The organism is Mycobacterium sp. URHB0021, assembly GCF_054057895.1.
In genome coordinates, this window is record NZ_JBSRZT010000002.1 from 6,174,510 (window position 1) to 6,200,510 (window position 26,001).

The following is a 26,001-nucleotide window of genomic DNA, read 5'->3' on the forward strand; positions in this document are numbered from 1 at the left end:
GACTAACCCAGCGATGGTGCGGTAGTGGAAACATCCCGTAGATGTTGGACGGACCTATCGCGGGCGGCAGCCTGCGCTACCTGCGCCGCCGGGCCGCGAATCAGGTCGAAATGCCCACCATCGATCGTGACCAGGTGCTTGGGTGGGCGGCCGACTCATAGGCGTGCAGCGCCACATCGGACGGCGCAAGGGAGTCCTGCCGCGCGACGATCATCAGCAGCGGCGTGGGCGTGATGCGCGGCACATACCATCCGGGCTCGTAGCCGTAGAGGTACTCGATACTTCGCACAGTTATCTCGTTGGAGAATCCAGGGTCACGCTCGATCACACCGCCGAGACCACAGAAATACTCGTACGCATCGACGGCCGGTAATGCCGCCGGCTGAGCAGGGTCCTTTGCGACGACCGGGATGACCGTCGGCGACTCATCAGCGGCATGAGCGCGGCGGTCGGCCTCGAACTCGCGGTGGGTCGCCGCTTCTAGATCGACCCGAACCAGCCCCTGGAAATTTCGGCGTCCGCTGATTACCGGAGCTTGCCCAACGACGGCTTTCACTCGCCGGTCGATAGCGCCGACGAACGCGTGGCCAGCCGAGTAGCTGAATCCCCAGACTCCAATCCGCTCTGCGTCCACATCAGGGCGATTCTGCGCATAGCTTATGGCGTGTTGGTAATCGCGGATTTGCTCCCACGGATCACTCTCGTGGCGAGGTTTTCCGGGAGCCACATCGGATTCTCCCCACCCGCGGTAGTCAAAGACCACCGAAGCGATCCCCGCCGCAGAGTAGACCCGAGCGAAATCCGGAAGGAAATGACTGACCTCGCCAGCCCAGCCGTGGGCCATCACGACGCACGGTGCTTGTCCATCGCCTCCGGCGGCGGGAAAGAACAGGCCGCGCAGCAGCACACCATCAGCGTCGAATTCGATGGTGGTCGGTTCCTCGGCGAGGGCCGGCTCTGGTGCGCCAACCGCGGTGGCCATTGAAAAGTCCTCATCTGTGTGGTCGGTTCGTGGCTACGACCACCACTTTCGTCCTCAATGGCCACCGGCGAATCCGTCGCGGCCCCAGTCACGGCCCCAGTCACACCTCGGCGAAGAGTCAGATGCGGTTAGCTCGATATCCTCCGACCGTCATGTCCGTTGGTGGCGGAAGGCAGTCCACATTTCTTGGCCGAACAGCGCCGGTTGTTCGAGGGCCGCGAAGTGACCACCCCTGTCGGTTTCGTTCCAGTAGAAGAGGTTCGGCCACGCCTGCTCTGCAAAAGACTTCGGTGGGCGGAAGGTGTCACCGCCAAAGATCGTCGCAGCCATCGGTAATTCGATTCGACCGCCCCAGACGTCTGGGTAATCACTGTCGCTATGGGCCATCTCCCAGTACCAGCGTGCCGCCGACGTGGCCGTATTGGTAAACCAAAACAGTGAGATGATGTCGAGCATTCTGTCCCGGGAGAGCGCGTCCTCAGGTTCGCCGTCGTTGTGGCTCCATGCGTGAAACTTCTCGTAGATCCACGTCGCCTGCGCAGCCGGGGAATCGGTCAATCCGTAACCGATTGTCTGTGGCCGCGTCTCTTGAATCGCCATGTAGGCGAAGCCATCGGCGCTGAATGAGCCCAGTTCGCCCAAGAAGCTCCGCTCGTCTCGCGTCAGTTGCGCCGGCAGCACCGGCGGAATCACTCGGGGCATGGTGACGTGCGCGGCGAGAAGGCCGCTGGGTCGTTGTCGCGCCAGCGCATGCGTAACAGCTGAACCCCAGTCGCCCCCGTGCGCAAACCATTTGGTGTAACCCAGCCGAGTCATCAGTGCGGTCCACGCTCGGGCAGTGCGTTCGGCGTCCCAACCTGGTCCGGCCGGTGGGTCGGACAGCCCGTACCCCGGCAAGGACGGCACCACGACATCGAAAGCGTCAGCGGGTGTGCCGCCGTACTTCGGCGGATCGACCAGCCGATCGATGGTGTCTAGATATTCGACGAATGTGCCGGGCCAACCGTGCGACAAGATGATTGGAAGGGCGTTGGGATGTGCGGAGCGCACGTGAATGAAATGAATGCCTAGTCCATCGATGCGGGTGCGGAACTGCGGCAGCGCATTGATCTGACTCTCGAAACGACGCCAGTCGTAGCCATCTCGCCAGTAGTCAACAAGCCGCTTAGCTCGATCTAGCGGAACCCCCTGGGACCAACCGCCAGCAGTTTCCCGATCCGGCCATCGGGTGGCTGCCAGCCGGCGCTCGAGGTCGTCGATAGCCGGCTGGGGCACCCGCACGACTAACGGCCTCACTGATTCCGTCGCAGCTGGCAGCACCAGGCCGGGCACGCCGCCGACAGCACCCGCGTGACGGGTGACGTCTATTTCATTCATGCGGCGAACAACAAGCGGAGGGCCAACATTTACTCCGCTGTACGTCGGAAGCGTGGAGATCGACCGAAACAGAGTTGGTTAAATCGGTTGAGTCGTTAAGGGGATATGGATGTCAGTCGTAGAACATTAATTGTCGGAGGAACGTCGGCGATCGTCGGCGCTGGCGTTGAAGCAGGAGCCACCAGGCTCGCCACAGGGGATCGGACGGGTGCGACGCTGTGCCAGCGCGCGGACCGAAGTGACCGCCTCCCATCGGCGGCCTGCACCTGCAGTACGGCTCTGATGCGTCGTCGGAGGTCGTGGTGTCGTGGCATACCGCCGCCGCGGTGAACAACCCGCGTGTCATGCTCGGCACGCCTGGCGAAGGGTTCGGCCGTACCGCCGCCGCGGACACCGTCACCTACCGCGACGCCGCATCGGGCACCGAGATCAGGGTTCACCACACCAGGTTGACCGGTCTGGCCCCTGACACCGACTACATCTACGCGGCCGTCCACGACGGCGCCCATCCCGAACTGGGCACCGCACGCACCGCGCCGCGCGGCCGCGCACCGCTACGCTTCACCGGCTTCGGCGTTCAGTCCACCCCGATGCTGGACGCCGTGGTGGCCAGCGCCTTCGGCAGCGATCACCTCGGATCGCCGTCGACAGGTGACATCACCGCGGCGATCGAGCGTGCCGCACCGTTGTTCCACCTGGTCTACGGCGACCTGTGCCACGACCGGGTCAGGACGTGGTCGGACTGGTTCGAGAACAACTCCCGATCCGCTCGCTACCGGCCGTGGATGCCCGCGGCGGGAAACCATGAGAACGAGTTGGCCAACGGCCCGATCGGCTACGCCGCCTACCAGACCTACTTCGGGTTGCCGGACCACGGTTCGAATCCCGAACTGCGCGGGCTGTGGTACGCGTTCACCGCGGGCTCGGTGCGGGTGGTCAACCTGGCCAATGACGACGTGTGCTATCAGGACGGGGGCAACTCATACGTGAGCGGCTATTGAGGCGGCGCCCAACGACGTTGACCCGAACAAGAACTCGACAGAACTCGGGCAGACCGGGCAATCGATTGGACCGTGGTGTGCATGCACCAGACCGCTGTATCGACCGCCAATCACGTCAACGGTGCAGACCTCGGCATTCGGGCGAACTGGCTGCCACTGTTCGACCGCTACAACGTCGACGTCGTGGTCTGCGGACACGAGCACCACTACGAACGCACCCACGCGATTCGGGGCACGCTTCCCACCGACACGCTGACACCGAATTCCGCTGACTCTCACGGTTATTCGCTCGACACCAGCGAGGGCACCGTCCATCTCGCCATCGGCGGCGGCGGCACCTCGTTTCCGACGAACAAGATGCTCCGCTTCACTGCGTGTTCGGCCGCCCTGCCGTAGTCGAGAAAGCGTATGTCGATCCTTTGAGGGCATCGAGTGCCTCCGTCAAGCCATGTGAGTCGGTATCAGACGACACCCAGGCGACATGGCCGTCCGGTCGGACGAGAAGCGCGGAAGGCACATCGACCCACCCCACCACCGGCAGCCGCCACTGCCGCACCGTCTTCTGCGCACCGACATAGTCGATCGTCTCGGACGCCGCAGTTGCCCGCTCCGGGAGGTTTTCGAAGTCCAGCAGGACGGTCCGCTGCGTGTGTAGCAGACTGAACATTCGGACGGTCCCCTTCTGCGTGATGACCTCTGCATCGGGAATGCGTCTGCCTATCAGAGGATTGGGCGCATCGTGGACGTAGCAGACGTTCATGCCCGACATCGCCGCGGCAAGCTGTTCGTTGGCTTGCGCGCCGCACAGCAAGGACGCCAACTGTGACCGCATGGCGGTGACGTCGTCGCCGGGTCCGAGCAAAGCGGCCTGCGCCCGCGTGTTCGCCAGGACGTCGGACGCCACTGCGTGACGCTCTTGATGGTAAGTGTCGAGTAATGCCTCCGATGCGTGCCCGTCCACCACCGACGCGAGCTTCCAACCTAGATTGACCGCATCCTGAATACCGAGATTCATCCCTTGAGCACCTGTCGGCGGATGGATATGGGCGGCGTCTCCTGCCAAAAGCACTCGCCCGCTCCGGTATTGGCGTGCCTGTCGCCGCGCGTCCCTGAACGATGACAACCAGATCGGTGTGTGTACGCCAAAGTCGCTGCCCGCGACTCGGATCAGGGCCTCGCGTAACCGGTTGAGCGTCATCGGCTCATCTGGCTGTTCGTCTCCATACTCAGCCACCATGACGCGCCACCACGACTGTCCCACCATCCCACCAAGCGGCATCGTGCTGAACACACCGGCGGGGCGACGCTGCACGATTTGCCAGCCTGGCGGCGTCTCACCGACTTCCAGGTCGCCGAGCAGGGTCACCGAGTCACCGTCGGAGCCATCGAACGGGATGTCAGACAGTCGTCGGACTACGCTGCGCGCACCATCGCAGCCGACCAGGTAGGGCAGGCGTTCGTTGACCGTGCCGTGGGGGCCCCGGAGTGCGACGGTGACGCCCTCGCTGTCCTGATCCAAGCCGACCACCTCGGTGGACCATTCGATGTTCACGCCCATCCGTTCGGTGCAGCGCTCCAGGATGGCTTCTGTCATGTATTGCAGTAGGCCGAACATGTAGGGATAGCGAGTGGGCAGCGTCGACCAGTCAACGGCGATGCCGGCGAAGTGCGGAGCGAAGATAGGGCGTCCGGCCGCCAGGAATTCCTCGACCATGCCGCGCTGATCGAACACTTCCAATGTGCGGGGATGGATGCCCGCGGTGCGAGAGCCCGGGCGGCGGCGATCAGCGCGATCCACCAGCCGCACCGACACCCCCGCGCGGCGCAGTTCGCACGCCAGCATCATTCCGGTGGGTCCGGCGCCGGCGATCATCACTTGTCTCATTGCTTGCTCGCTCCTGTGATCGATTCTGGGTGGAAGCATCTGCTGCACGGTTCACAGCCGCCTGCCGCGTGGCAGTCAACAGCCAGGCTGCCCACTGCCGCCTGCCACCGAATCGGTCACGGCACTAGTTTCGCTCCCTAGGTCTACCGAGTGCGCCGCCACCAGTGGATCGACTGGGGGCGTGACGGATTCACTTCTGAGAACACGCGGGCATCGTGGTACTACCGCCGCGAATGAGTGTGAACGCTGGGCGGCCACCGGTGTGGCATTCGAAGCAGGACTTCGACGCAAACGCGGAAAGCGCAGAAAGGACAACCATGGCAAGCCCAGCACCCTTTTACGATTACGTCGTCGTCGGCGCCGGCGCCGCCGGTTCTGTACTGGCAGCACGGCTATCCCAGCGTGGTGACGCCCGCGTGCTTGTGCTTGAAGCGGGAAGTTCGACCTCACCCCCCTACTGTTGGGACCCGACGATTTGGCCCACGCTCTCAACGACCGAATGGAACTGGGGCGAGTTCTCGACGGTCCAATCGGGAACGGGGACTAGCGTTGCGGTTCCGCGCGGACGTGGAGCCGGAGGCTCCTCACTGATCAACGGAATGATCTTCATGCGCGGGCACCACACCAACTACGACGCTTGGACCGAGGCCGGTGCCAACGGCTGGTCCTACAACGATCTGCTGCCGTACTTCAAGCGCACTGAGACCGCACGCCGCCACGATCCCGCACTGCGCGGCACCGACGGCCCGCTGGCCGTCGCACCTGCCGACCCACTGAACGAGCTACAGAGCGCAGGGCTGTCCGCTGCTATCGAGTCGGGATTCTCCCGTGCGAAGGACATCAGCGGGGGAACCGAGTTGGGCTTCGGCCCGGTCGATATGAACATCGTCAACGGCCGCCGCCAGTCCGCCGCCGACGCGTATTTGTGGTCGGCGTTGCTGCGGTCGAATGTGGAGATGGTGACTACCGCAGTCGTTCACCGCCTGGTCTTCGAAGGCAGCCGCTGCGTCGGGGTTGAGTGCCGCATCACGGACGAAGACCGCACAATAATTGTTCGAGCCGGTGAGGTGATTCTGGCGGCGGGCGCCATTGGATCACCGCAGTTGCTGATGATGTCCGGGATCGGCCCTCAATCACATCTGCGCGACGTGGACCTTCCCGTGCAAATGGACCATCCCGGTGTGGGTAGCAATCTGCAAGACCATGCATGGGTGATGGTCACGTTCCGCGCCAGGCGGCCGGTTCCGGCTGGTCGAAACAATCACGGTGAGGTGACGGGTTTGGTCCGCACCGGGCAGACCGGACCACCGGATCTGCAGTTCATCTTTTCCGACTCCAGCGCAAAGGAATTCGTCGGCTTCGACGGTGTGACCGACGGCTACGCCATTGCCGTCTGCATGGTGCAGCCGTTCAGTCGGGGTACGGTGCGCCTGTCCGCAACGGAGCACCGTCCCGTCATCGATCCGAACTACTTCGGCGACGACCGCGACATGCAGACGATGATCAAGGGTATACAGATCGCCCGTGAGATCGGCATGGCTGAGGCGCTGAACGGCTGGCGCGCCGAGGAAGTCTCACCGGGCCCTGAACTGGTGAGCGATGGGCAGCTTCGGACGTTCGTGAAGAAGAGCGCCACCTCGTACACCCACCTGGTCGGTACTTGCGCCATGGGTGACACAGCCCTGTCGGTTGTCGATGAGCAACTGCGGGTGCACGGGCTCGATGGGCTGCGTGTCGCAGACGCCTCCGTTATTCCAACGGTGCCCTCGACCAACACCGCGGCGACTGTCTACGCACTGGCCGAGCGTGCCGCCGAACTGGTGCTGGGCACCCAAGCATCCACCGAAGGGGTGTCCTGAAGGTGCCAAACATGAATGAGCTCAACGCCAAAGTCGTCGCGGAATTCAGGGCTAATGCAGGGCGCGTGGTCAATGCGATGGGCGGCCATTTCAAGGACATTCACCTGCTGCTGCTCCACACTGTTGGAAGGCATAGCGGTAACCAGTATGTGACCCCATTGCTATACGTCGAGGACGGGGACGCCTACGTGTTGGTGGGGTCTAACGGCGGAGCCGCCAAAGAGCCCGAGTGGGTGGCCAACGTCGTTGCCATGTCAGAGGTCGTCGTCGAAGTGGGTGACAAGAAAATCACAACGAAGCCGACCGTGTTGCGGAACGGGCCGGAATGGGACCGCCTGCACTGCGCGCTGGCCGAATACTGGCCCGAGGTCCTTACCTATCAGATACTGACGACCCGCACGTTTCCGCTGATCGTCTTGGAGGCGCTGCCTGACTCGGCGCGCCACTGACGTGGACGCGCCGACATGTCTGCTCGGCATAGATATCGGAACCACTGCCGTCAAGGCGATCCTCATCGACGCCGCGGGTGCTCAGCTCGCCGCCGTCCGGCAACCGGTGCCCATGTCGCGGCCCGGCCCTGGCTGCGCGGAGCAGGATCCTGACGACTGGATCCGCGGGGTCATCGCCGCGCTGACGGAATGCGCATCCCGGTACGACCTGTCGGGGCTCGTCGGCATCGGTGTCTGCTCGCAGGTGAACACGCATGTGTTCGTCGGCTCCAACAACGACGCCCTGATCCCGGCGATCACTTGGCAGGACACTCGCTGCGCGGATGACGCCGCGGATTTGGATGCGCAAGTGAGTGCCGCGCAGAAGACGGCGTGGTTCGGCGGACCGATTCCGATCGATGCTAGTCATGCCCTGGCACGGATGGTTTACGTGGCCCGTATGCATCCGGACGTGTACGGGAAGACACGACACGTGCTGTTGCCCAAGGACTATTGCGTGTTGCGCCTGACCGGTGCCGTGACGGCTGATGCCATCGCCGCCGTGGGGCTCGCCGGCCCGAACGGCTATGTCGGAGAACTGCTCGACCTTGTGCCGCGTGCGCACGAACTGCTCCCAGCGCTGCACGGCCTCCATCACATCGCGGGCCGCGTGCTCGAGGGTCTGCCGTGCGCGGGCACACCGGTGGTGGTCGGCGCCATGGATGCGTGGGCCGGAATGTTCGGCGTCGGCGTTGTCGACGACGGTGACGCGATGTACCAAAGCGGCACCAGCGAGATCCTTGGAATCGTGTCCTCCGCTGTGTTTGCGACGCCCGGCGTCATCTTGTTTCCGCCGTACGAGAACATCGTGTTGCACGCCGGGCCTACGCAATCGGGTGGTGCTGCGCTGGAATGGTTTTCGACGCTACTGGGCATGACTCCTGCCCAAGCAACCCTCCTCGCCAGCCAGGCGTCACCTTCTGACGCCGTGCCGTTGTTCCTGCCGCATCTACAAGGTGAACGAGCACCCGTCTGGGACGGGGCATCACGTGGTGCATTCGCACGAATGGACTCTCGCGCCGGCAGCCCCGAGATGACTCGCAGTGTCATGGAAGGTGTCAGCTTCTCGGCGCGGTGGGTTTTCGAGGCGCTGCAGAAATCGTCGGGCGTGTCGCTATCAGTGGCCAACATCGGTGGTGGCGGTTCTCGGGCGGACGTGTGGTGCCAAATCCGCGCCGACACACTCGGCTTCGCCTTGCGCCGCGCCGCGGTGCCCAACGCTGCGGCGCTTGGCGCCGCCATACTCGCCGGACTCGGCTGCGGTATGGTGACGACGCTGCGGGAAGCGGTGCGAGACCTGGTGACGTTCGACCGCGTCTTTGAGCCGCAGGCCGCAAACCGCGGCTACTACGACGACAAGTTCGGCCATTTTCGCGCACTCTACGAAGCTCTGCAGCCAGTCAACGCACGATATCGAACCTAGGCGCCGGTCGCCGCGTTGCTGGACGCACGAGCCGCAGCGGCCTGCCGCCTGTTCTGAGATGATCCCGGACCGGGACTGGGGGCGGTACCGGGGTCGCAACGGATTCGGTAGCCATGCATTGACCGGCACGGTGGTATTACCGACTCCGACCATCGGCAGCACGGAATACCAACGGACCGAATCAATCGCTGTAGTTGCCAGCCAATCAACGTTTTGGCGATAGCCGCTCATGGCTCTGATCATGGATCCAGCCAGGCACGGCGGCACGTCAAGGCGCAAAAGCAGAACTTAGGTAAAAATGACACTTCAAAGAGACAGCAGTCGACGGCACTGGGACGCGCCAAGCACGCGTACTGCCCTGAGGGATCGCTTGTGACGCCGCATCCCTCCGGTGGGCGAGGCCGGTGGGCCCCGCCCACACCGATCTTCTACCAGAGAAGAATTGTCCAGTCACTCATCACGGCTACCTTGCTGCTGCTGACTCTTCTCGTTCTCGGCGTCGCGGCGGTGATGTGAGCTCCGCCAGCGCCTTGTTGAGCCTGTGATCCCAGTTGTCTACACGTTGATTGGAGAATTCATATGCCACTTAAGGTCAGATTCCAAAGGAAAGCCGTTGAAGCACATTCGAGATTACAGGAACGCCGGCTCGTTGCGACATGTTGCCCCGATGGCCGTCGCGGCGCTCTTGTCGGTCGCCCCTGCGTTGTCGCCTGCGCCCGCCTCTGCGACGCCGACGGCGGGGGTAAGCGCTGCCGCGCTATCTAAACAAACCGTCGATGGCAAGGACTACATCGTCAGCGACATCACCATTGCCCCATTCGGCAGCACCGGCTGGCACACCCACCAGGGTGTGATCTTCGGCATCGTCAAGACGGGCACCCTGATGCACAACGATTCCAGATGCCGTCAGGACGGCGTCTACAACGCGGGGCAACCGATCACGGACCCCACCGGTGCGGCTCACGTACACATCGGCCGCAACCTGGGCTCCACACCGGTCGTGCTCGAGGTGCTCTACATCGACCCAGCAGGAGCGCCCACGTCAGAGGGCGTGCCGAATCCGGGCTGCGACTTCTCGTGATTCCCGGAGACCGGACGACCCGCTCGCCGACGCAACGCCGGAAATGAATTCCAGCCGATACCAAGTAGAGAGTAGTGAATTGCGCACATCAGTCTTCGTAGGTGGCAGTAGTGGCATCGGGCGTCACCTCGCCCAGCGGGCCGCCGATCGAGGTGAGAACGTCTTCGTCACCAGCCGGGACTCGCCCAAGGCGGACACTGTGGCAGTTGAGATCGGGGGCAAGACAACCGGACTCGCTATCGACTTGACACAGCCCCACACGATCGTCGACGCGCTGACGGCTGTGACCGAAGTCGATCATCTCGTCATCAGCGCTGTTCCCCAGTACTTCAACACGTTCGCGCAGTACGACATTGCGCAGGCCGTGGAGGCTATGACGGTTAAATTGGTGGGGTACACGGCGACGATTCGGGCTCTGCGCGACCGGTTCACAGTAGATGCGTCGGTGGTGTTGTTTGGCGGATTGGCGAAGGATCGCCCGTATCCGGGATCGACTGTGGTAACTACCTTCAACGGCGGTATCGCCACGATGGTCAACACGCTCGCGGGAGAGATGGCGCCGCATCGGGTCAACGCCATCCATCCCGGCGTCGTCGGTGACAGCCCGAAGTGGCTGGACGTACGAGACATCCACCCGCATATCGCGCGAACGCCTATCGGACGTCTGGTCACGATGGATGAAGTTGCCGACGCGGTCGAGTTTCTGCTCGACAACGGCGGTATGAACGGTGCGAATCTCATCGTGGATGGCGGCTTGGTGACCAATTGACGCGAGCAGGGAACGCGGCGTCGGGACGCGTAGGGCAATCCCGCAACACAAATCTTCCTCATCGCCAGTGACGAACATCGCGCTCGTACGGCACGGTCAGACCGACCTCAATCTTCAATTGCGTTGGCAAGGCACAACCGATGCACCCTTGAACGACTTCGGACATCGCCAGGCGGCACAGGCCGCCGACCGTTTAGCGGCGCACCATTGCTGGGATCGCATCATTGCCTCACCGCTACAGAGAGCACTCCAGACCGCAGCCGCAGTGGCTGCTCGTCTCGAACTGTCCGACCCTCTTGTCAACGCGGCGATCACCGAGCAACACGGCGGCGTGGCCGAAGGAATGCTCCAAACCGAGGTCCGCCGCCGGTGGCCACGGGAGGAATCGATTCCTGGTTCGGAGGCGCGGACCCAGGTCGGCGAACGCGGGGCACGAGCGCTGACCCATCTGGTCGAGCGCTACCCTGGCGAGTCACTCATCGTCGTCGCACACGGCACCCTGATTCGGTTGACATTGGGCGTTCTCGTCGGCACAGCGCAACCCCTGCTGAACAACGGGGAATTCATCGTGGCCACATTCGAGGCCAAAGAAGCGGGACGGTGGTCGCTGACTTCGGCAGCAGAGTGGTCGGCCGGGGAGTTACACCGCCGCCCAAGCGGTGGTTGACGACATCCTCAGCGCGGGTAATGGCTCGCGCATATAGACCCCGGCGCAAAGTCACGCCATGCCGATAGCACTGGGAAAGCACCGGCGGGTGCTGGATTCCGCTATACACCGCGGGCTGGCACTGTGGTGCTTCGGATCCTAGCAGCTCCTCACCGTCGACCGGTCGAGCCGGCGCTTGACGGCCGAAGAAGTCTCCGCCGCGAAAGAAGCGCGCGACAGCATCTGTCACGGATGTACTGACAGGCACCCCTGGATTAAGTGGCTGAGCAGCGCAATATCGAGGCAGTAAGCATATTTCAATGTCCCACGCGTTACTCCAAGTAGCGCGTCCTCGTCGAACGATGATCGCCGCTGACAACGGCGCAAGCCCGAGCTTCCGCCATATCAATCTCGAGCTGAAAGGTGCACGGCTGCTCCGCGGAAGACGTACAGATCAGTGATGTCCAGGCGGATGTCCTGGCGCGCCTGCGGCGAATCGAGGGGATGTGACATGGCGTGTTCTGTGGATCGATACGGTTGTGTTGCAGGCCATCTCCGGCGAACACGGCCCTAGTCCATAGAGCTGGTCTGACGGTTACGCCGTCACCCGACACCCATTTGGTAATGCCAGCGCCGACAGGCACAACAGGGCACCGTCTCCTGGTATGCCGGATCGGGTTTCGGCAGAGCAATACTCATCGAATGCTCCTCATTTCTGCGAGCGCGACATGCGGCGTCGCAGTCCAAGGCAATGGTCTTCGTCCGACCGTGTGGGCGAATCAGTGTTGTCCCTAGCCTTGCCCTGGTTGCACCTGTGGCGATCGGACGGGCGGTCGCCGTGCGCAGCATCTATGCTTCGGCATCGATCCGGATCATCATCAACTTCGATAAGGACCTCTACGAAAACGGGATCCGCCGATGCGGTAGTCACGGCACGCAGACTCGATGCGCTGTATCAGCCCGCGCTCGCGTACGCGACCCACTCCTACTGCCGCTAGCGCACCACTCAGTCGTTCTTTCGATCGCCGACGACTGATGTGCGCGCGCCGAAGTACGGTTCGGTGACCACGGTTGCGATGAAGGTCGGCGGCGATAGTGGTGTTGCCGAGATCACCTTGGTAGTAAAGTAATTGACATGCGACGCTTCGGTGATGTCTGCGGAGTCGGTCGAAATGTATCCGGGCGAGATCACGTCGACCCTCATCTCGGCGGCCCAGATAGGCTCTCGCGTAGCGGAACTCGGACAGTCACTCGCTCGCCACTACCGCCACACCGTTGCCCTCCACGGGCAGGACTTGCTGCTGCTGGCCGTGCTTAAAGGCGCCGTCATGTTCGCTAGCGACTTGGCTAGAGCGATTCCCCTGCCTACCCAACTCGACTGGATAGCGATGAGCTCCTACGGCTCCGCGATGTCGTCATCGGAGGTCGTCGACGTCCACGAAGACCCGCGTCTGGATATCACTAACCGAGACGTGCTGATCATCGAGGACATCGCCGACACCGGCCGCACACTGTCTTGGCTGATGAGCAACCTCGCCACCAGAAAGCCGCGCTCACTTCAAGCATGTGCACTGTTACGTAAACCTTGGGCCGCGTTGGACCTGGCCTATGTCGGGTTCGACATCCCCGACGAGTTCGTCGTTGGATACGGCCTCGGCTACGCCGATCGCTACCGCGACCTTCCCTTCATCGCCACGCTCAACCCGAGCATCTACCAATGGCATTAATCGGCGGTTGCATGCCTCAGCGGGCGACCTGTTCAGAAAGCCCGACCGGGGTCGGCACTATCGGAGCCACGGATGCACTGCACGGATGCACTGCTGTCTCGACCTATCTGACAATGGCTAACAAGTGCAGGTCACACCCGCGAGGAAGCGATACACGCTTCTGGGACCGGCCACACTGGTCATGTGTGAAGCGGATCCGTTCCGGCAACCGGCATGACAACCAATCGCCTCGCTTGCAACGTCGTTGGCGATCACTGAGTCCCGGCGCTACCGGCCAACTCGGTGCTGCGCGGCGGTGTAGGGGTGCCGTGCACCTGTTCGCTGTGCCTGGCGAACGCACGGGGACCAGCCACCCGGAGAGCGGCACCGATGTCAGGCGGCATGGCTTCCAGAACGTGGTCGATCATCTCGGGATCACCCTCATACATCAGCATGCCGATGACGAGGGTCACTTCGTCTGGCGTGAATTGGGCAAGCCCTGCCTCGACGGCGCGTCTGACCTCTTCGGCTCCGACGTAGCGCTCCAGCAACGGGACAGCGTGCTGCTCTTCGTCGTTGAGATGTGCATTCAGCGGCGTAATGACCTGTCGCAGCGCGTGTTCGAGCGCATCGCGGGAAGCGGCCGTGCGTTCGTCGTCCCAGACTTGCAGGGCCTGCACCACCGTGTCCAGGCATGAGGCCAATTCCTGATGTTCGGATTGCATTCGAGCCGTCAGCGTTTCCTGGCCGCAACGTTGGACCAGCAGCGGCCATAGAACGTGATCTTCACTGCTGTGGTGTTGATGCAAGAACTTGATCAGCCAGGCGATATGCCGCGCGATCGCTTCTGCTCCGCCGCTGCCTTGCTCCTCAGGTGCGATGCCGGCGACAGCGCCGGGCAGGAGACCGAACTCTCGACGCATGACCTGATGGACCATGACCATCTCTCGGCCGTCGAAAAGCTCAGCGTCGGCATCAAGTGCTGGTTGACACGAATCGTCTGCGGCACTGTGGGTATCGAGCACGCTCACCATTCGGCTCCCTTCTCTGGTCGTCCGGCGACATCGGCGTCACCGTCCACAGTCCCTGCAGCGACCCGGCGAGCGCATCCGTGATGACCCCAGTCGCGTTCCTAGCATTTCAGTCGAAGCTTGCTGACCGATCCAACGCGATAGGTCAAAGTATTGTCACACGATGCGAATCGCGAGGCGGGAGGCTTGCGGGCCTTCAATTCGCCGGGCCAACAGGAAAGCAAAACCATCACCACAGAGCATTTAGGAGATCATTCGGAATGACTGACCCCCCATGGTGTTCGGCGCCATGCTTGAAGCTCCCGTCGACCGTCCGCTCACGGCCCTCGGCTTGGCCGATGTGGCCGAGCGAGTGGGGCTCGACATTGTCAGCCTCGCCGACCATCCTTACTGGCCTCACCGGCTCGATACCTTCACCCTGCTCGCCGCTTTGGCCGCACGCACCAGCCGAGTCAGGCTGCTCTGCAATGTGGCGAATCTGCCGCTGCGGCCGTTGATCTCATTGACCCGTACCGCGCTGGCGTTGTCCCTGACCAGTCACGGGCGATTCGAACTCGGGCTCGGGACCGGCGCGCTGTGGGACGACATCGTCGCCGAGGGAGGGCCGCGACTGAGCGCGGGCCAGTCGGTGCAAGCCCTCGAGGAAGCCGTGCAGGTCATCCGAACCGTATGGAGCCCGAACCCCGAGCGCGGACGTCCACGGTGAGCATTACCGCCTACCCGGCGCCGCGCCAAGCCCAGTGCCCAGCGAAATCCCAATTCGGATCGGGGCCTACAAGCCGCGAATGCTCTCGCTCACCGGTCGAGTCGCCGACGGGTGGATAGTCAGCTCTCCCTTCTGCGGCCCGGAGGATTTGGCGACCAGTAATCAGCTGATCGATGGGGCGGCCCTCGCGGCTGGAAGATCGCCGTCTGCGGTGCGCCGCGCCTACAACATCGCGGTCGACTTCGGCACCGGCGCCACGGGCTTCCTACAAGGACCGCCCAGTACGTGCGCTGAGCAACTCGCCGAGTTGACGCTCACCCACGGCATCAGCGTCTATTTGCTCTTCCAGGCCGCGTCAGCCACTGCCCTCGCACTCTTCGCCGAAGAGGTGGCCCCTGCCGTGCGCGAGCGCGTCGAAGCCGAGAGGAACAAGAGTTGATCCCATCCCACAAAGGCCGGTTCACATGCTTCGCAGGCGTCGACGCTCGGCGTCTGTACGAAAAGTATTGAGGCTCAATACACGCCACTAGCGTTGAGTGCGTCAGATAGAGGACAGCTCCAGCCAGTCGCCCACCGTGAACCCGTCGGCGTGCGTCGCGATGGAGGCGCCGCCCCGACCGGGGTAGTGCGCGGGCAGCACGATGGCACTCATGTGCGATGCCTCGGTGAGGACCTGCTTGCGAGTCGCCGTCGCGGCGCGGTAGTCCAAGTCGAACGCGCACGGATCATCGGGCCGAATAAGCTGCAGGGGCGAGTGCGTCAGGTCGCCGACGAAGACCGAGGGCGATCCCGCGTCCAGCCACAGCACCGACGACCCCGGGGTGTGGCCCGGCGCCGGGCGCAGCCGCAGTGATTCGCTGAGCTGGCGATCCTGAGACCATGTTTCGAGCTGTCCAGCCGATTCGACCGGAATGATGCTGTCGTTGAACACAATCTGGATCCCATTCAGTCGCGCGCGCTCCTCCTCGGTGCGGGCCGGCGGCAGCTGGTCGGCGTTGTCGGGGTGGAAGTACCGGTAGTCGGCCTCAGGAACCAGATAACGCGCGTTCGGGAAGGTCGGCGCCCACTGATCACCGACCAGCATGGTGTTCCAGCCGACGTGGTCGGTGTGGATGTGGGTGTTGATCACGACGTCGACGCCGGCTGGATCGAAACCAGCGGACCGCACCGCGTCCAGAAAGCCTGTGCTCAGCTGGTGGGCTGCCGGCATCTGGGGGCGGTCGCGGTCGTTTCCGAGGCCGGTGTCGACGACCACGGTCAGTCCGTCGACCTCGACCACCCAGGTCTGTACAGCGATGCGCCACGTGTCGGTGTCAGGACGCCAGAACTCAGACACCAACAGATCGGCGTTCTCCTGCCACACGGGCGCGGGGGTATCAGGGAAGAGCGCGCGGGGCAATTCGAGTTCCAGCTCGACCACTCGGGTAACAGTGGCCCCGCCGATCCTCACACTGTTATTGCCCATGTCCGTCAGTCTTTCAAAGACACCCCCAGAAGGGCACGGCTTTGGCCGGGGATTTCAGTTTTCGTCGCCGCGCCACTAGGGGCATACGACTTCAGAAGCGGGTGTGCATTTCCCCCTCGCGACGAACGGTGTCTGATTCGAACGTCGCCGACTACATCGTCAACGAATCGATGAAGGGACGCAATGCGTTTGGGCAGCGCCGGTCGGGCCGGCCGTGTTGATATGAGCCGAGCCCGACTGCCGGCCAACGGATTGGGGCCGAAGGGCCACGGCCGAATTTACGACACTGACCGCGGTTGGTAGGTCCACCGGGGGGACGGCGGAAGCGTGCAAGTACGATTGTCGCCCGATCCGCGGGTTGATATCCGTGCTCATCCGGCGCCTGCCCAGTGCAGTAGCGCACAGTCCTGTCATAGCCGCCGCCCAGCAGTTCCGCCGGCAGGCACCTCGTGACAACCCGGTGTGATGCCGCTGGTCAAGCGTTAAGGTGCCGTTATGTTGCGCGGGCGTGCCCGTGAGTTGGGCGTGCTGAAAGACTTGCTCGGCGCCGTGCGCCGGGGTGAGAGTCAACCGCTGATCATCCTCGGGGAGCCAGGCATCGGGAAGTCCGCCCTGCTGAACTACCTTGTCGACCACGCCCAGGATTTCACCGTGCTGCGAGCAGGTGGATCCGAGTCAGAACGCGGACTCCCCTTTGCGGCCCTGCAGCAGCTCACCGCACCGTTATTGGAGTACCTGCCGCGACTGCCAGAGCCGCAACGCGAAGCGCTCAGCGTCGCGATCGGCCTGACGACGGGCCCCAGCCCGGAATGCTTCCTCGTCAGCCTAGGAGTTCTCGGGTTGTTCTCCGAGGCGTCGGGCGAACGCCCCCTGCTCTGCGTCCTCGACAACAGCCAATGGCTCGACCATGCCTCCGGCCAGGCGCTGGGCTTCGTGACTCGCCGGCTGTTGGCCGAGCCTGTCGCAATGGTCTTCACCACCTCAGAACTCACCGCCGAACTCACCGGCCTTCCTGAACTGCACGTCACCGGCCTGCGGGACGAGGATGCACGGGCCCTTCTCCAGTCGGCCCTTTCAGGGCCGCTCGACCCGCACGTGGCCACCCGGATCATCGCCGAGACAAGGGGAAATCCCCTCGCACTGTTGGAGCTGCCCAAGAGCATGACGCCGGCAGAACTCGCCGGCGGCTTCGGTGTGCCTGGCAGCGCCGGGGTAGCCACGCGGATCGAGGCCGGCTTCTGCCAGCGGTTCGACGCTCTGCCTACGCAGACACGCGAACTCGCAGTTGTGGCCGCCGCGGAGGCCACCGGTGATGCGTCGCTGGTGTGGCGGGCGGCCGAGCAACTCGGGATCGAGCATGAGGCGGTGACACCGGCGGTTACCGCCGGACTGCTCGACATCTCCACACGCGTGAACTTTCGCCACGCGCTGGCGCGGTCGGCCGCCTACCGGGGGGCCTCACCGGCTGAACGCCAGCGTGCACATCGGGCGCTTGCGCAGGCGATCGATCCCGAACTCGATCCGGCTCGGCGCGCGTGGCATCGGGCCTTCGGCAGCCCCGGGCCAGACGACGAGATCGCTGCCGAGCTCGAAGAGTCAGCGTCGGTGGCCCAGGCTCGCGGCGGACTTGCCGCCGGCGCCGCCTTCCTGGAGAAATCGGTCGCGCTCACCCAAGACGTCGCGCAGCGCGGCCGCCGTGCCGTGGCCGCAGCCGGTGCCAAACAGGACGCCGGCGACCCGGAGGCCGCCAGCGTGCTGCTGGGCATCGCGCAGGCTGCGCCGCTCGACGATCTCGACCTCGCTCGCGTCGACCTGGTCCGCGCGCGGGGGGCCTTCGCGACGAACCGTCGCCGCGACGCGACGGTGTCACTGCTGAAGGCGGCGCGCCGGCTCGGGCCGCTCGACGCAAAGCTTGCCCGGCAAACCATCCTCGACGCATTCATCGCGGCCATGTTCGCGGGCCGCCTGGCCGGTGACACCGGCCTGGTTCAGGTGGCAGAGGCGGCGCGCCAGGTGCCCCACCGCGCGACGGAGTCCACCGTATTGGACTTCCTTGTTGACGGTCTCGGCTTGCTGATCACCGAGGGCCACCGCGCCGCAGCCGCGAACGTTGAACGGGTCCTGGAAACTTTCCGGACCGTGGCCTGCGATTCGCCGTCCACGCAGGTGCGGTGGCTGTGGCTGGCCTCGCGAGTCGCGATGGAAATGTGGGACGACGCGACCCTGTACGAATTGTCTGGTCTGCAAATCGAATTGGCTCGCGAAGTCGGCGCGTTGAATGTGTTACCCGTTGCGCTTCGGAGTCGCTTCGTGGTCGAACTGACTGCGGGCCGACTCGAGGCGGCCACCATGCTGGCCGATGAGATGGAATCGCTCACGCAAATCATCAGTGGCGAGCCACAAGGCTACGGCGCCCTGGTGCTCGCGGCCTGGCGAGGCCACAGTGATGACGTCCGCACGCGTGTCGATGCCAGCCGCGCAGACCTCGAGCAGCGCGAGGAAGGCGTCGGGCTGACGGTTATCGACTGGGCATTGGCGGTGATGTACAACGGGATCGGGTCATACGCGGAGGCTGCCGATGCGGCGGCCCGGGCCTGCGGCCATCCCGAAGAAATCGGCCTCTCGATGTGGTCGGTGCCCGAACTGATCGAAGCCGACGTCCGCAATGGAGACGGCGTCCGTGCCGCCGCAGCACTCGATCGGCTGACGACGGCCGCTACAGTCAGCGGCACCGAGTGGGCGCTGGGACTGGCCGCCCGCTCACGCGCGTTGGTCAGCGGAGACTCCGAGGCCGACTCGTTGTACCGGGAGGCGATCAAACGGCTCAGCCAAACGCGTGCGCGGGTGGATCTGGCCAGGGCGCATCTCCTGTATGGGGAATGGCTACGCCGCCAGAAACGACGCCTGGATGCGCGCGAGCATCTGCGTGTCGCACATGAGATGTTCGCCGCCAACGGGTTAGACGGGTTCGCAGAACGCTGCGCGCGGGAATTGCGCGCCGCAGGTGGCGCTCCCGCGGCGACCGCGGAGCATCCGGCGCCTGAGTTGACCGCCCAAGAAGGCCAGATAGCCCGGATGGCCAGAGATGGACTGTCCAACTCCGATATCGGTGGTCGGCTGTTCATCAGCCCGCGCACCGTCGAATACCACCTGCGCAAGGTGTACAGCAAGCTGGGTATCTCGTCACGAGCCGCGTTGTCGCGAATACCGCTGAGCTAGCCGGAGTCGCCAGCATCCTGAAGGATGTGACGGACGTCTACAGACAGGTGCGCAGAAGCGCTCTTGTGCGATCAAGCATTTCGGCTGACTCGCCAAGGGGATATGCCGCCAGCTCGTCGACTCCGCCTGCACGTAGCTCGGCGATGCGGTCCAGCACCGTGGCTTCATCCCCGATCAGGGCGGCGTCTTCAGGTCCGGCGAAACCCTCACGATCCAGCACCGCCCGATAGGACGGCAACTGCCCGTGCATGGCGAACTCCTCGGCTGCCAGCGCCCGCGCGGGATCAACATCGTCGGTCACACTCACCGGCAACACCGCGACCACCCGCGCCGCTCCCGCCGGTCGACCCGCGGCCTCCGCGGCCTCACGCAACGTCGGCCCGATGTGTTCGCTCAACGTCTTGGGGCCCGTCAACAACGTCACCGTGCCCGTGGTACGCCGCCCGGCCAGCTTCAACATCTGCGGGCCCAGAGCCGCCAGGTACACCTGCGGTGCCGGTGCCCCCGGGATCTGCAATGTCGCGCGGGTGGTGACCAGTTCGCCGACCGCATCTGCGGGCTTGCCGTCCAACAGCGGAAGCAACCCGTCGAGGTACTCGCGCATCAGCCGCACCGGCTTCGCGAACGGTATCCCCCACATCTCTTCGGTGATACCGGGATGATTCACCCCCAGCCCCAGGTGCAGCCGCCCGCCGGCGACCTGGTTGACGACAAGGGCGCGCTGCGCCAGCAGTGTCGGATGCTGAACCTGTACCGGAAGCACGGCCGTTCCGACCTCGATTCCGTCGACCTGCCCCACCGCGGCGGCCATCACCGTCAGCAGATCCGGTTCCCACATCAATTGCGTGGTCCACATCCGGCGGAAACCTTGGTCGCGAGCCGCGGTGAGCTCGTCAATGTAGATGTCGACAGCCGAACGATCCGGGCGACTGTCCAACAAACCCATCAGGGTGATTTGCATCGCTATCAAACTCTTTCGTCGTGTGGGTCCCAATTGCCAGATGTTTGAACACCTCGAGTCGTCGATCGAGGGCGCGGGACAATGCCGGCGCACAGCAGCAGCCTGAGATGAGCCGCGACGATCATCCAGGCGCTGATCGACCCCCATGATTGAGCCCCAGCTCCGGGGCGATTCATCTCTGCCTCTGTCAGAGTGCAGGCCACACCGCTTTCAGTGCATCCGTGGCAACCCTAGGAATACCCTAGCGAACTCAGCTTCAAGTTCTCGTCCGCTGTTGCGATCACATCTGTGCCCAGCCGCAATATTGGTGTGGCCCAGCGATCTGCGCACCGGCCGCAACTACGCTTTCACGAATTCGCTGCGCCAGATTCTCCAGGTCTCGCCCGGAATAGACGCCAAGCCTTTCGCCGTGAGGCAACAAGCTGCGCAGAGTTGCCGCACACACCATTCGTAGAACGGCGACGACTCACCGCCGTCCACCGGAAGTTCGCACGAAACCGATGGCTCAGACAAACCCGCGCGTCGAAACAACTCGAACATTTGAGCGCCGGCGTCGGGATTTGGCAGAACGACCCCTAGGACCTGCGCCGCGAGACTCATAGCGTAATCCCATTCCGACGATTGGGGTTGCGAGAACGGGGGCGCGTGCAGAACGGAGTCATGGATGGCGAGCACTCCACCTGGTCGCACGAGCGACGCGGCGGTGCGCAGAAACTGAACTGGATCGGGCTGATGGCACAACACGAGACGGGCCGTGACGAAGTCATAGCGTCACTGGTTTCGTGTTGTGTTTCGGTGCCGACCTGAAAGGACGCATTCGCGTAGCGCCTCTCAGCCGCCCGTCGCCTCGCGATGCGCAGCACCTGGGGATCGCAGTCGATTCCGACGACTTCCCCATAGCAACCGACTTTTTCTGCTGCGAGTATGCCTACATCGCCGACGCCAGTGCCGATATCCAGCACACGCATGCCCGGACCGACACCAGCTGCATCGAGCAACCGGGCCGTGATCGGCTCGATGATCTTTGACTGCAACGCAAGCCGCTCGTACTCGACTTCTGTGCGACCGAGTGCATAGCCGTCGTCCGGCGGTGCTTCCTAAGGTCTAATGCGCGGCGCAGACCCGGTTCTGTCAATCGCCTCGCTTGTTCCATCACATGTCATAGTCATTCGGCTCCAACGAGTTCAGCAGTCGTAGCGGTCATCGGGGAGTTCCACTGCCTCATGAGTTCGACCAACCGGCCACTGTAGCTACGTTCAGCCTTCATGTAGTTGTCGCCACCGCGGCCGAATGACCAAGCCAGTGCGTTCATCTCCTCGATGTCGCGGGATGGTGCTGTCTGAAAGAACTTCATCAGCCGACCGCTGATGGCCGGCCACTTTCCGCTGGGCAATTTCAGGGCGTAGAAGCCAACTCGCTTCACCTCACCGTGTTCGGTCAGCGTGACAGAAAAGGTGAATCTCTCCGACGGTATGAACCGACTCATATCCCCGAAGACCGATCGCGACGGTGGCTCGCCGTCGGCTAGCGCAACAAGCTGAGAACACCGCAGCTGATCCAGCGGTCCGGCCACGGGAAAGTACCAATTCATGGTGTTATCGAGATAGTTGACCGCCGTGTGTCTCACCGACTCCAAACCAAGCCGGCGAAGCTTGCGGCCCGTACGACGCACGGGCTCAGGTGTATCGGCCACGCGCAGGATGTCGGAAAGGGGCCGTTCCGAACCCAGATAGATCCAGGTCTTTGATAGCCCGCGCTCACTATCGAAGTCGCAGAGTTCCACCGCTTCGGGATACCGCGCGCTCCATTGCCTGGCCAACGCCGCCATCCTGCTGTGTTCGTCGAGCAGTCCGGCCCTGATGGCCTTTCCGATTGTGTCGGTCGGGTGACGTTCATAGAAGCGGTAGTTGATCGCGTCACCTGGTCGGCTCGTAGCCCGCCACAGCACGGCGCCCTCTCGGAAACTTCCGGCATAGGCGTCAATGACCCTGTTGGCGACGGGTATCGAGTACGGCGCTCCGAGTGCGATGGCCGTGGACTCCAGATCGCGCAAGAAGATTGGGCGCGAAAACCTGGCTCGCGTTTGTCTCACTTGTCTAGCTCCGATCCCGTCGGTCGCCCATCGACATTCTTGCCGCGGAACGCTTATTGCTGACTGCACGGACATCGTCGACTCGGCGAAGATCCAACGCCCTAAAGTCGCGGAGACGCATCGTGATTCGGTCCGCCGAATCAACTGGTTCACGTCCTTCAACGCTGCGGGCACCGGGAGTTATCCAATGTGTGAGAAGCCGAACTTCCTAATCGTTTGTTGCCCAGGCCGGTTTGACGCAGCCAATCATGAACTCTCCTTCTTAACAGAATATTTCGTATACCCTAAGGTATCGCTGGAAATACTCGACGACTGCTTTCGGCGGCATGGTATGCCGGCGGGCCACGGATGTCATGCCCATATAGTCTCCATGCGATCAGCGAGATCAATCCCGTCAGTTTCGCCAACCATTACCGCACTGGGCATCCGTGACATCCCCAGTTCGCACCCTGGTGTTGATCGCAGTTACCCCTGCAATTGCCACTTCCAATGAGGCCGTCTCGAGTAACACTGGTAGACAGCATGATCCGGAGGGTCATGTATGACCGACGATAGTGTCGACCTCATCGACCACTGAAAGAAGGTCATGGCCATGCGCACCACGCCATTAACCAGATTGGGTTTTTTGACCATCGGCCGGTTCGACCCAGCTGATCCCAGACCCGGACATGAACAGACGCTGAGGCTCATCGAGCAGGCCGAGACGCTGGGTTTCGACACCGTATGGGTGCGTCAGCGGCACCTGCAGGCCGGCATTTCCTCGCCGGTCGCCGTGATGGCCGCAGCGACTCAGCGCACCACCCGAATACAGATCGGCACCGCGGTTATCCCGTTGGGCCTGGAGAACCCGGTGCGCCTGGCAGAGGATCTCGCCACCGTCGACCTTCTCTCCGGTGGTCGCATCAATGCCGGAGTGTCCGTGGGTGTGCCGCACCTCTACGAGCACTACAAAACCAAGTTGTATCCCGGTACGCACGACGTCGAGGACTTCTCCAAAGACCGGGTGGTGCGGCTATTGGACTGCCTGCGCGGTGAACCGGTCAGCGACTTCGAGGGGACGGTGGGCATCGACCAGTTCATGCACACCGTGCAACCGCAGTCGCCGGGCTTGGCCGACCGCGTGTGGTACGGCGCGATAAGCAAGTCATCGGCCAGGTGGGCTGGTGAGCGGGGGTGCAATTTCCTCCTCAGCAACCTCGTCAGTCGAGACGGCACACAGGGCAGCGATTCGGCAGGCATACAGGCGGAGTTGATCGACGAGTTCCGGTCGAAACACCCGGCACCACATCGAGCCACGGTGACGATGAGCCTGGTTGTGATCCCCACTGATTCGGCGTCGCCGGCGCAGGTTCGAAAATACCGAGCCTATGCAGACGCGCGGCTCGACCGGACCCGGGCGTCCCACGGACCCCGGCAGGTGCTGTTCTCCCCCGACCTCGTCGGAACCTGTGACGAGCTCGCCGACCAGTTGCAGGCACACGCCGGTTTCCAACGGGCCGACGACGCGGCCTTCGCGCTGCCGTTCGACTTCGAGGAAGACGACTATCTGCAGATGACCACTGATATGGCCGAAAAACTCGGACCCAAACTGGGCTGGACACCGTCCGAAGTGACCAGCTCGGCGAAGAGATAGTCCCGGGCAGCTACCCGGGTCAACCTGGTGACCGAGCACGGCAAGCGAGAGCTCCTGTGTCGCAGAAGAAGGAAGCCGGACGCTGGGGTAGGGACTGGGGTGCTCACGGATTCCCTGGTCCTCGAGCCGCCTGCAATGTGGGGCCTGCCGCGAAGTGAACACGAACCCGCGGCGTACACCGACAAGCGGGACAGGCGTTGTGCTAGTCGCCGACGACCGCCCAGTGCATCTTGTCAGCAAGTCGGCGCAGGCGGGGATCTTCTCCACCCAAAAATCGGCATCGATTTCTGCCCGCCAGGCCTTGTCAATAATGCGGGACAAGCGAAGACGTTGAGACACTATGTGGAGGTGACGATGTCAGCTGTAGCGGCGAGGTCGATAGTGGCGTTGAGCTCGACGATTCTCCTTACGGCGCTGACCGGCTGCCAGCAGTCTGTGCCTGATGCTTCGCATACCGAGCTGAAAATCGTCGGTATTGCGCAGATCGACGAACAGGGCAGTCAGGCCTCCAAGCCAGTCAGTGTCGTTCCGGCTGATCCCGGCGGGGGCGGCAATGCGGCATGCCCGCCATTGTCGATCGCCATGACGGCCGCACTCACCGGCCCGGATGCCGCCTTGGGAATCAATGTCAGAGACGGTGTCGCTTTAGCTGTGGCCCAACATAACGCGCACAACCCGAACTGCGTGGTGCAGCTGAAATCCTTTGACAGCGAGGGTGACCCACAGAAGGCGGTCGAAATCGCACCGCAAATGATCGACGACCCCGCCATCATCGGTGTGATCGGCCCAGGGAACTCGGGAGAGACCAAGGCCACCGGTGCATTGTTCGATCAGGCGGATTTGGCTGCGATCACGCCCTCGGCGACCAACGTCACCCTGGCGAACGAGGGCTGGAAGACATTTTTTCGCGGTTTGGCCAACGATGCGGTGCAGGGGCCGTCGGTCGCCAACTATCTGACGAAAGCGTTGGGTGACAAGAAGGTATGCGTCGTCGACGACAGCACCGACTACGGCCTAGGACTGGCTCAAGCGGTACGTCAAACGCTCGGAGCTGCCGACTCTGCCTGCAACGTCGAAGTGAAGAGGGGCGATAAGGACTTTTCTGCCGCGGTGGCCCAACTCTCGGCCGCGGCGCCGGACGCAATCTTCTACGGCGGGTATTACGCCGAGGCGGCACTGCTGGTTGCACAATTGAGAACGGCGAACGTAACCGCTACCTTCGCCACCGGAGACGCTGCCAACGACGTCGAATTCGTCAAACAAGCCGGTGAGTCATCGGCCGGCGCAATCCTGTCCTGCCCGTGCGCTCCATCAGCAGGCCCCTTCGCCGATGCATACAGCCGCATGTTCAGCCAGCCGCCCGGTACCTACAGTGCCGAAAGTTATGATCTCGCCACGATCATGCTCAGGGCCATCGACTCCGGCCACTTCACACGGCCGGCCATGCTCGACTTCATCCGCAACTATCAAGGCCAGGGGGTGGCGCGCCAGTACCAGTGGACCTCGGACGGCGAACTCAAGAGCAACCTCATCTGGATGTACCGGGTTCAATAGTCATGTCTTCACGTCGACTCATCGTCGACCGTCGGCCATCTTGAAGGCCGACGTTCCCTGCGCACAGCTGTATTCATTTTGTCAGCCACCCTTGCGAGGCGTGTAGAGGGCTTGCGCGGCCAC

At 63.2% G+C, this 26,001-nt stretch carries 19 protein-coding genes and 3 pseudogenes; 13 read left to right on the plus strand and 9 right to left on the minus strand.

What is annotated here, in order from left to right:
• Window positions 1-100 precede the first annotated feature (100 nt).
• Window positions 101-907, minus strand: coding sequence for an alpha/beta hydrolase (locus tag ACVWWN_RS32795; RefSeq protein WP_457147569.1), 807 nt, complete (start codon window positions 905-907; stop codon window positions 101-103).
• Between the two features lie 225 nt (window positions 908-1,132).
• Complete coding sequence (locus ACVWWN_RS32800; protein WP_457147570.1) at window positions 1,133-2,314, minus strand: epoxide hydrolase family protein; 1,182 nt, start codon at window positions 2,312-2,314, stop codon at window positions 1,133-1,135.
• A 150-nt stretch (window positions 2,315-2,464) separates the two neighbouring features.
• Between ACVWWN_RS32800 and ACVWWN_RS32805 the strand changes: the two are divergent.
• Window positions 2,465-3,723, plus strand: a pseudogene (locus ACVWWN_RS32805) (fibronectin type III domain-containing protein); the annotation flags it as partial.
• 4 nt (window positions 3,724-3,727) lie between these two features.
• Here ACVWWN_RS32805 and ACVWWN_RS32810 read toward each other — a convergent pair.
• On the minus strand, window positions 3,728-5,245 hold the full coding sequence (locus ACVWWN_RS32810) for an FAD-dependent monooxygenase (RefSeq protein WP_457147571.1): 1,518 nt from the start codon (window positions 5,243-5,245) through the stop codon (window positions 3,728-3,730).
• A gap of 317 nt (window positions 5,246-5,562) precedes the next feature.
• Between ACVWWN_RS32810 and ACVWWN_RS32815 the strand changes: the two genes are divergently transcribed.
• From ACVWWN_RS32815 to hpt, 7 genes are all read left to right on the plus strand, one after another.
• Entirely contained in the window at window positions 5,563-7,104 is a 1,542-nt protein-coding gene (locus ACVWWN_RS32815; RefSeq protein WP_457147572.1) for a GMC family oxidoreductase, read from the plus strand.
• An 11-nt stretch (window positions 7,105-7,115) separates the two neighbouring features.
• Window positions 7,116-7,553, plus strand: a complete 438-nt coding sequence (locus ACVWWN_RS32820) for a nitroreductase/quinone reductase family protein (RefSeq protein WP_457147573.1) — start codon at window positions 7,116-7,118, stop codon at window positions 7,551-7,553.
• 1 nt (window position 7,554) lies between these two features.
• Window positions 7,555-9,015, plus strand: a complete 1,461-nt coding sequence (locus ACVWWN_RS32825; RefSeq protein WP_457147574.1) for a xylulokinase — start codon at window positions 7,555-7,557, stop codon at window positions 9,013-9,015.
• A gap of 667 nt (window positions 9,016-9,682) precedes the next feature.
• Window positions 9,683-10,096 carry a cupin domain-containing protein gene (locus ACVWWN_RS32830; RefSeq protein WP_457147575.1) on the plus strand — a complete coding sequence of 138 codons (414 nt, stop codon included), beginning with the start codon at window positions 9,683-9,685 and terminating at the stop codon, window positions 10,094-10,096.
• A 43-nt stretch (window positions 10,097-10,139) separates the two neighbouring features.
• Entirely contained in the window at window positions 10,140-10,865 is a 726-nt protein-coding gene (locus ACVWWN_RS32835; RefSeq protein ID WP_457147576.1) for an SDR family NAD(P)-dependent oxidoreductase, read from the plus strand.
• A gap of 67 nt (window positions 10,866-10,932) precedes the next feature.
• On the plus strand, window positions 10,933-11,532 hold the full coding sequence (locus ACVWWN_RS32840) for a histidine phosphatase family protein (RefSeq protein ID WP_457147577.1): 600 nt from the start codon (window positions 10,933-10,935) through the stop codon (window positions 11,530-11,532).
• 1,130 nt (window positions 11,533-12,662) lie between these two features.
• Window positions 12,663-13,238, plus strand: coding sequence for a hypoxanthine phosphoribosyltransferase (gene hpt, locus ACVWWN_RS32845; RefSeq protein ID WP_457147578.1), 576 nt, complete (start codon window positions 12,663-12,665; stop codon window positions 13,236-13,238).
• Window positions 13,239-13,489: 251 nt separating this feature from the next.
• On the opposite strand, the gene ACVWWN_RS32850 is transcribed toward hpt, so the two are convergent.
• Window positions 13,490-14,251, minus strand: coding sequence for a hemerythrin domain-containing protein (locus ACVWWN_RS32850; RefSeq protein ID WP_457147579.1), 762 nt, complete (start codon window positions 14,249-14,251; stop codon window positions 13,490-13,492).
• Window positions 14,252-14,537: 286 nt separating this feature from the next.
• Between ACVWWN_RS32850 and ACVWWN_RS32855 the strand changes: the two genes are divergently transcribed.
• Both ACVWWN_RS32855 and ACVWWN_RS32860 read left to right on the plus strand, forming a co-directional pair.
• Window positions 14,538-14,954 (plus strand): LLM class flavin-dependent oxidoreductase, encoded by a 417-nt coding sequence (locus ACVWWN_RS32855; protein ID WP_457147580.1) that lies wholly within the window; start codon window positions 14,538-14,540, stop codon window positions 14,952-14,954.
• A gap of 34 nt (window positions 14,955-14,988) precedes the next feature.
• Window positions 14,989-15,393, plus strand: coding sequence for an LLM class flavin-dependent oxidoreductase (locus ACVWWN_RS32860; protein WP_457147581.1), 405 nt, complete (start codon window positions 14,989-14,991; stop codon window positions 15,391-15,393).
• Between the two features lie 102 nt (window positions 15,394-15,495).
• Here ACVWWN_RS32860 and ACVWWN_RS32865 read toward each other — a convergent pair whose 3' ends face one another.
• Window positions 15,496-16,419, minus strand: coding sequence for an MBL fold metallo-hydrolase (locus tag ACVWWN_RS32865; RefSeq protein ID WP_457147582.1), 924 nt, complete (start codon window positions 16,417-16,419; stop codon window positions 15,496-15,498).
• A 495-nt stretch (window positions 16,420-16,914) separates the two neighbouring features.
• On the opposite strand from ACVWWN_RS32865, the gene ACVWWN_RS32870 reads away from it, so the two are divergent.
• Window positions 16,915-19,638 carry an AAA family ATPase gene (locus tag ACVWWN_RS32870; protein ID WP_457147583.1) on the plus strand — a complete coding sequence of 908 codons (2,724 nt, stop codon included), beginning with the start codon at window positions 16,915-16,917 and terminating at the stop codon, window positions 19,636-19,638.
• Between the two features lie 37 nt (window positions 19,639-19,675).
• On the opposite strand, the gene ACVWWN_RS32875 is transcribed toward ACVWWN_RS32870, so the two are convergent.
• From ACVWWN_RS32875 to ACVWWN_RS32890, 4 genes and pseudogenes are all read right to left on the minus strand, one after another.
• The gene (locus tag ACVWWN_RS32875; protein WP_457147584.1) at window positions 19,676-20,599 is read right to left on the minus strand and encodes a TIGR03564 family F420-dependent LLM class oxidoreductase; all 924 of its coding nucleotides are present in this window, start codon (window positions 20,597-20,599) and stop codon (window positions 19,676-19,678) included.
• A 339-nt stretch (window positions 20,600-20,938) separates the two neighbouring features.
• Window positions 20,939-21,358, minus strand: a pseudogene (locus ACVWWN_RS32880) (hypothetical protein); the annotation flags it as partial.
• A 23-nt stretch (window positions 21,359-21,381) separates the two neighbouring features.
• Window positions 21,382-21,633 (minus strand): annotated as a pseudogene (locus ACVWWN_RS32885) (SAM-dependent methyltransferase); the annotation flags it as partial.
• 131 nt (window positions 21,634-21,764) lie between these two features.
• On the minus strand, window positions 21,765-22,691 hold the full coding sequence (locus ACVWWN_RS32890) for an aromatic prenyltransferase (RefSeq protein ID WP_457147585.1): 927 nt from the start codon (window positions 22,689-22,691) through the stop codon (window positions 21,765-21,767).
• A 586-nt stretch (window positions 22,692-23,277) separates the two neighbouring features.
• On the opposite strand from ACVWWN_RS32890, the gene ACVWWN_RS32895 reads away from it, so the two are divergent.
• Both ACVWWN_RS32895 and ACVWWN_RS32900 read left to right on the plus strand, forming a co-directional pair.
• A complete protein-coding gene (locus ACVWWN_RS32895; protein ID WP_457147586.1) occupies window positions 23,278-24,324 on the plus strand; it encodes an LLM class flavin-dependent oxidoreductase in 1,047 nt (348 codons plus the stop codon).
• A 354-nt stretch (window positions 24,325-24,678) separates the two neighbouring features.
• Window positions 24,679-25,878 (plus strand): branched-chain amino acid ABC transporter substrate-binding protein, encoded by a 1,200-nt coding sequence (locus ACVWWN_RS32900; RefSeq protein WP_457149365.1) that lies wholly within the window; start codon window positions 24,679-24,681, stop codon window positions 25,876-25,878.
• Window positions 25,879-26,001: the final 123 nt, after the last annotated feature.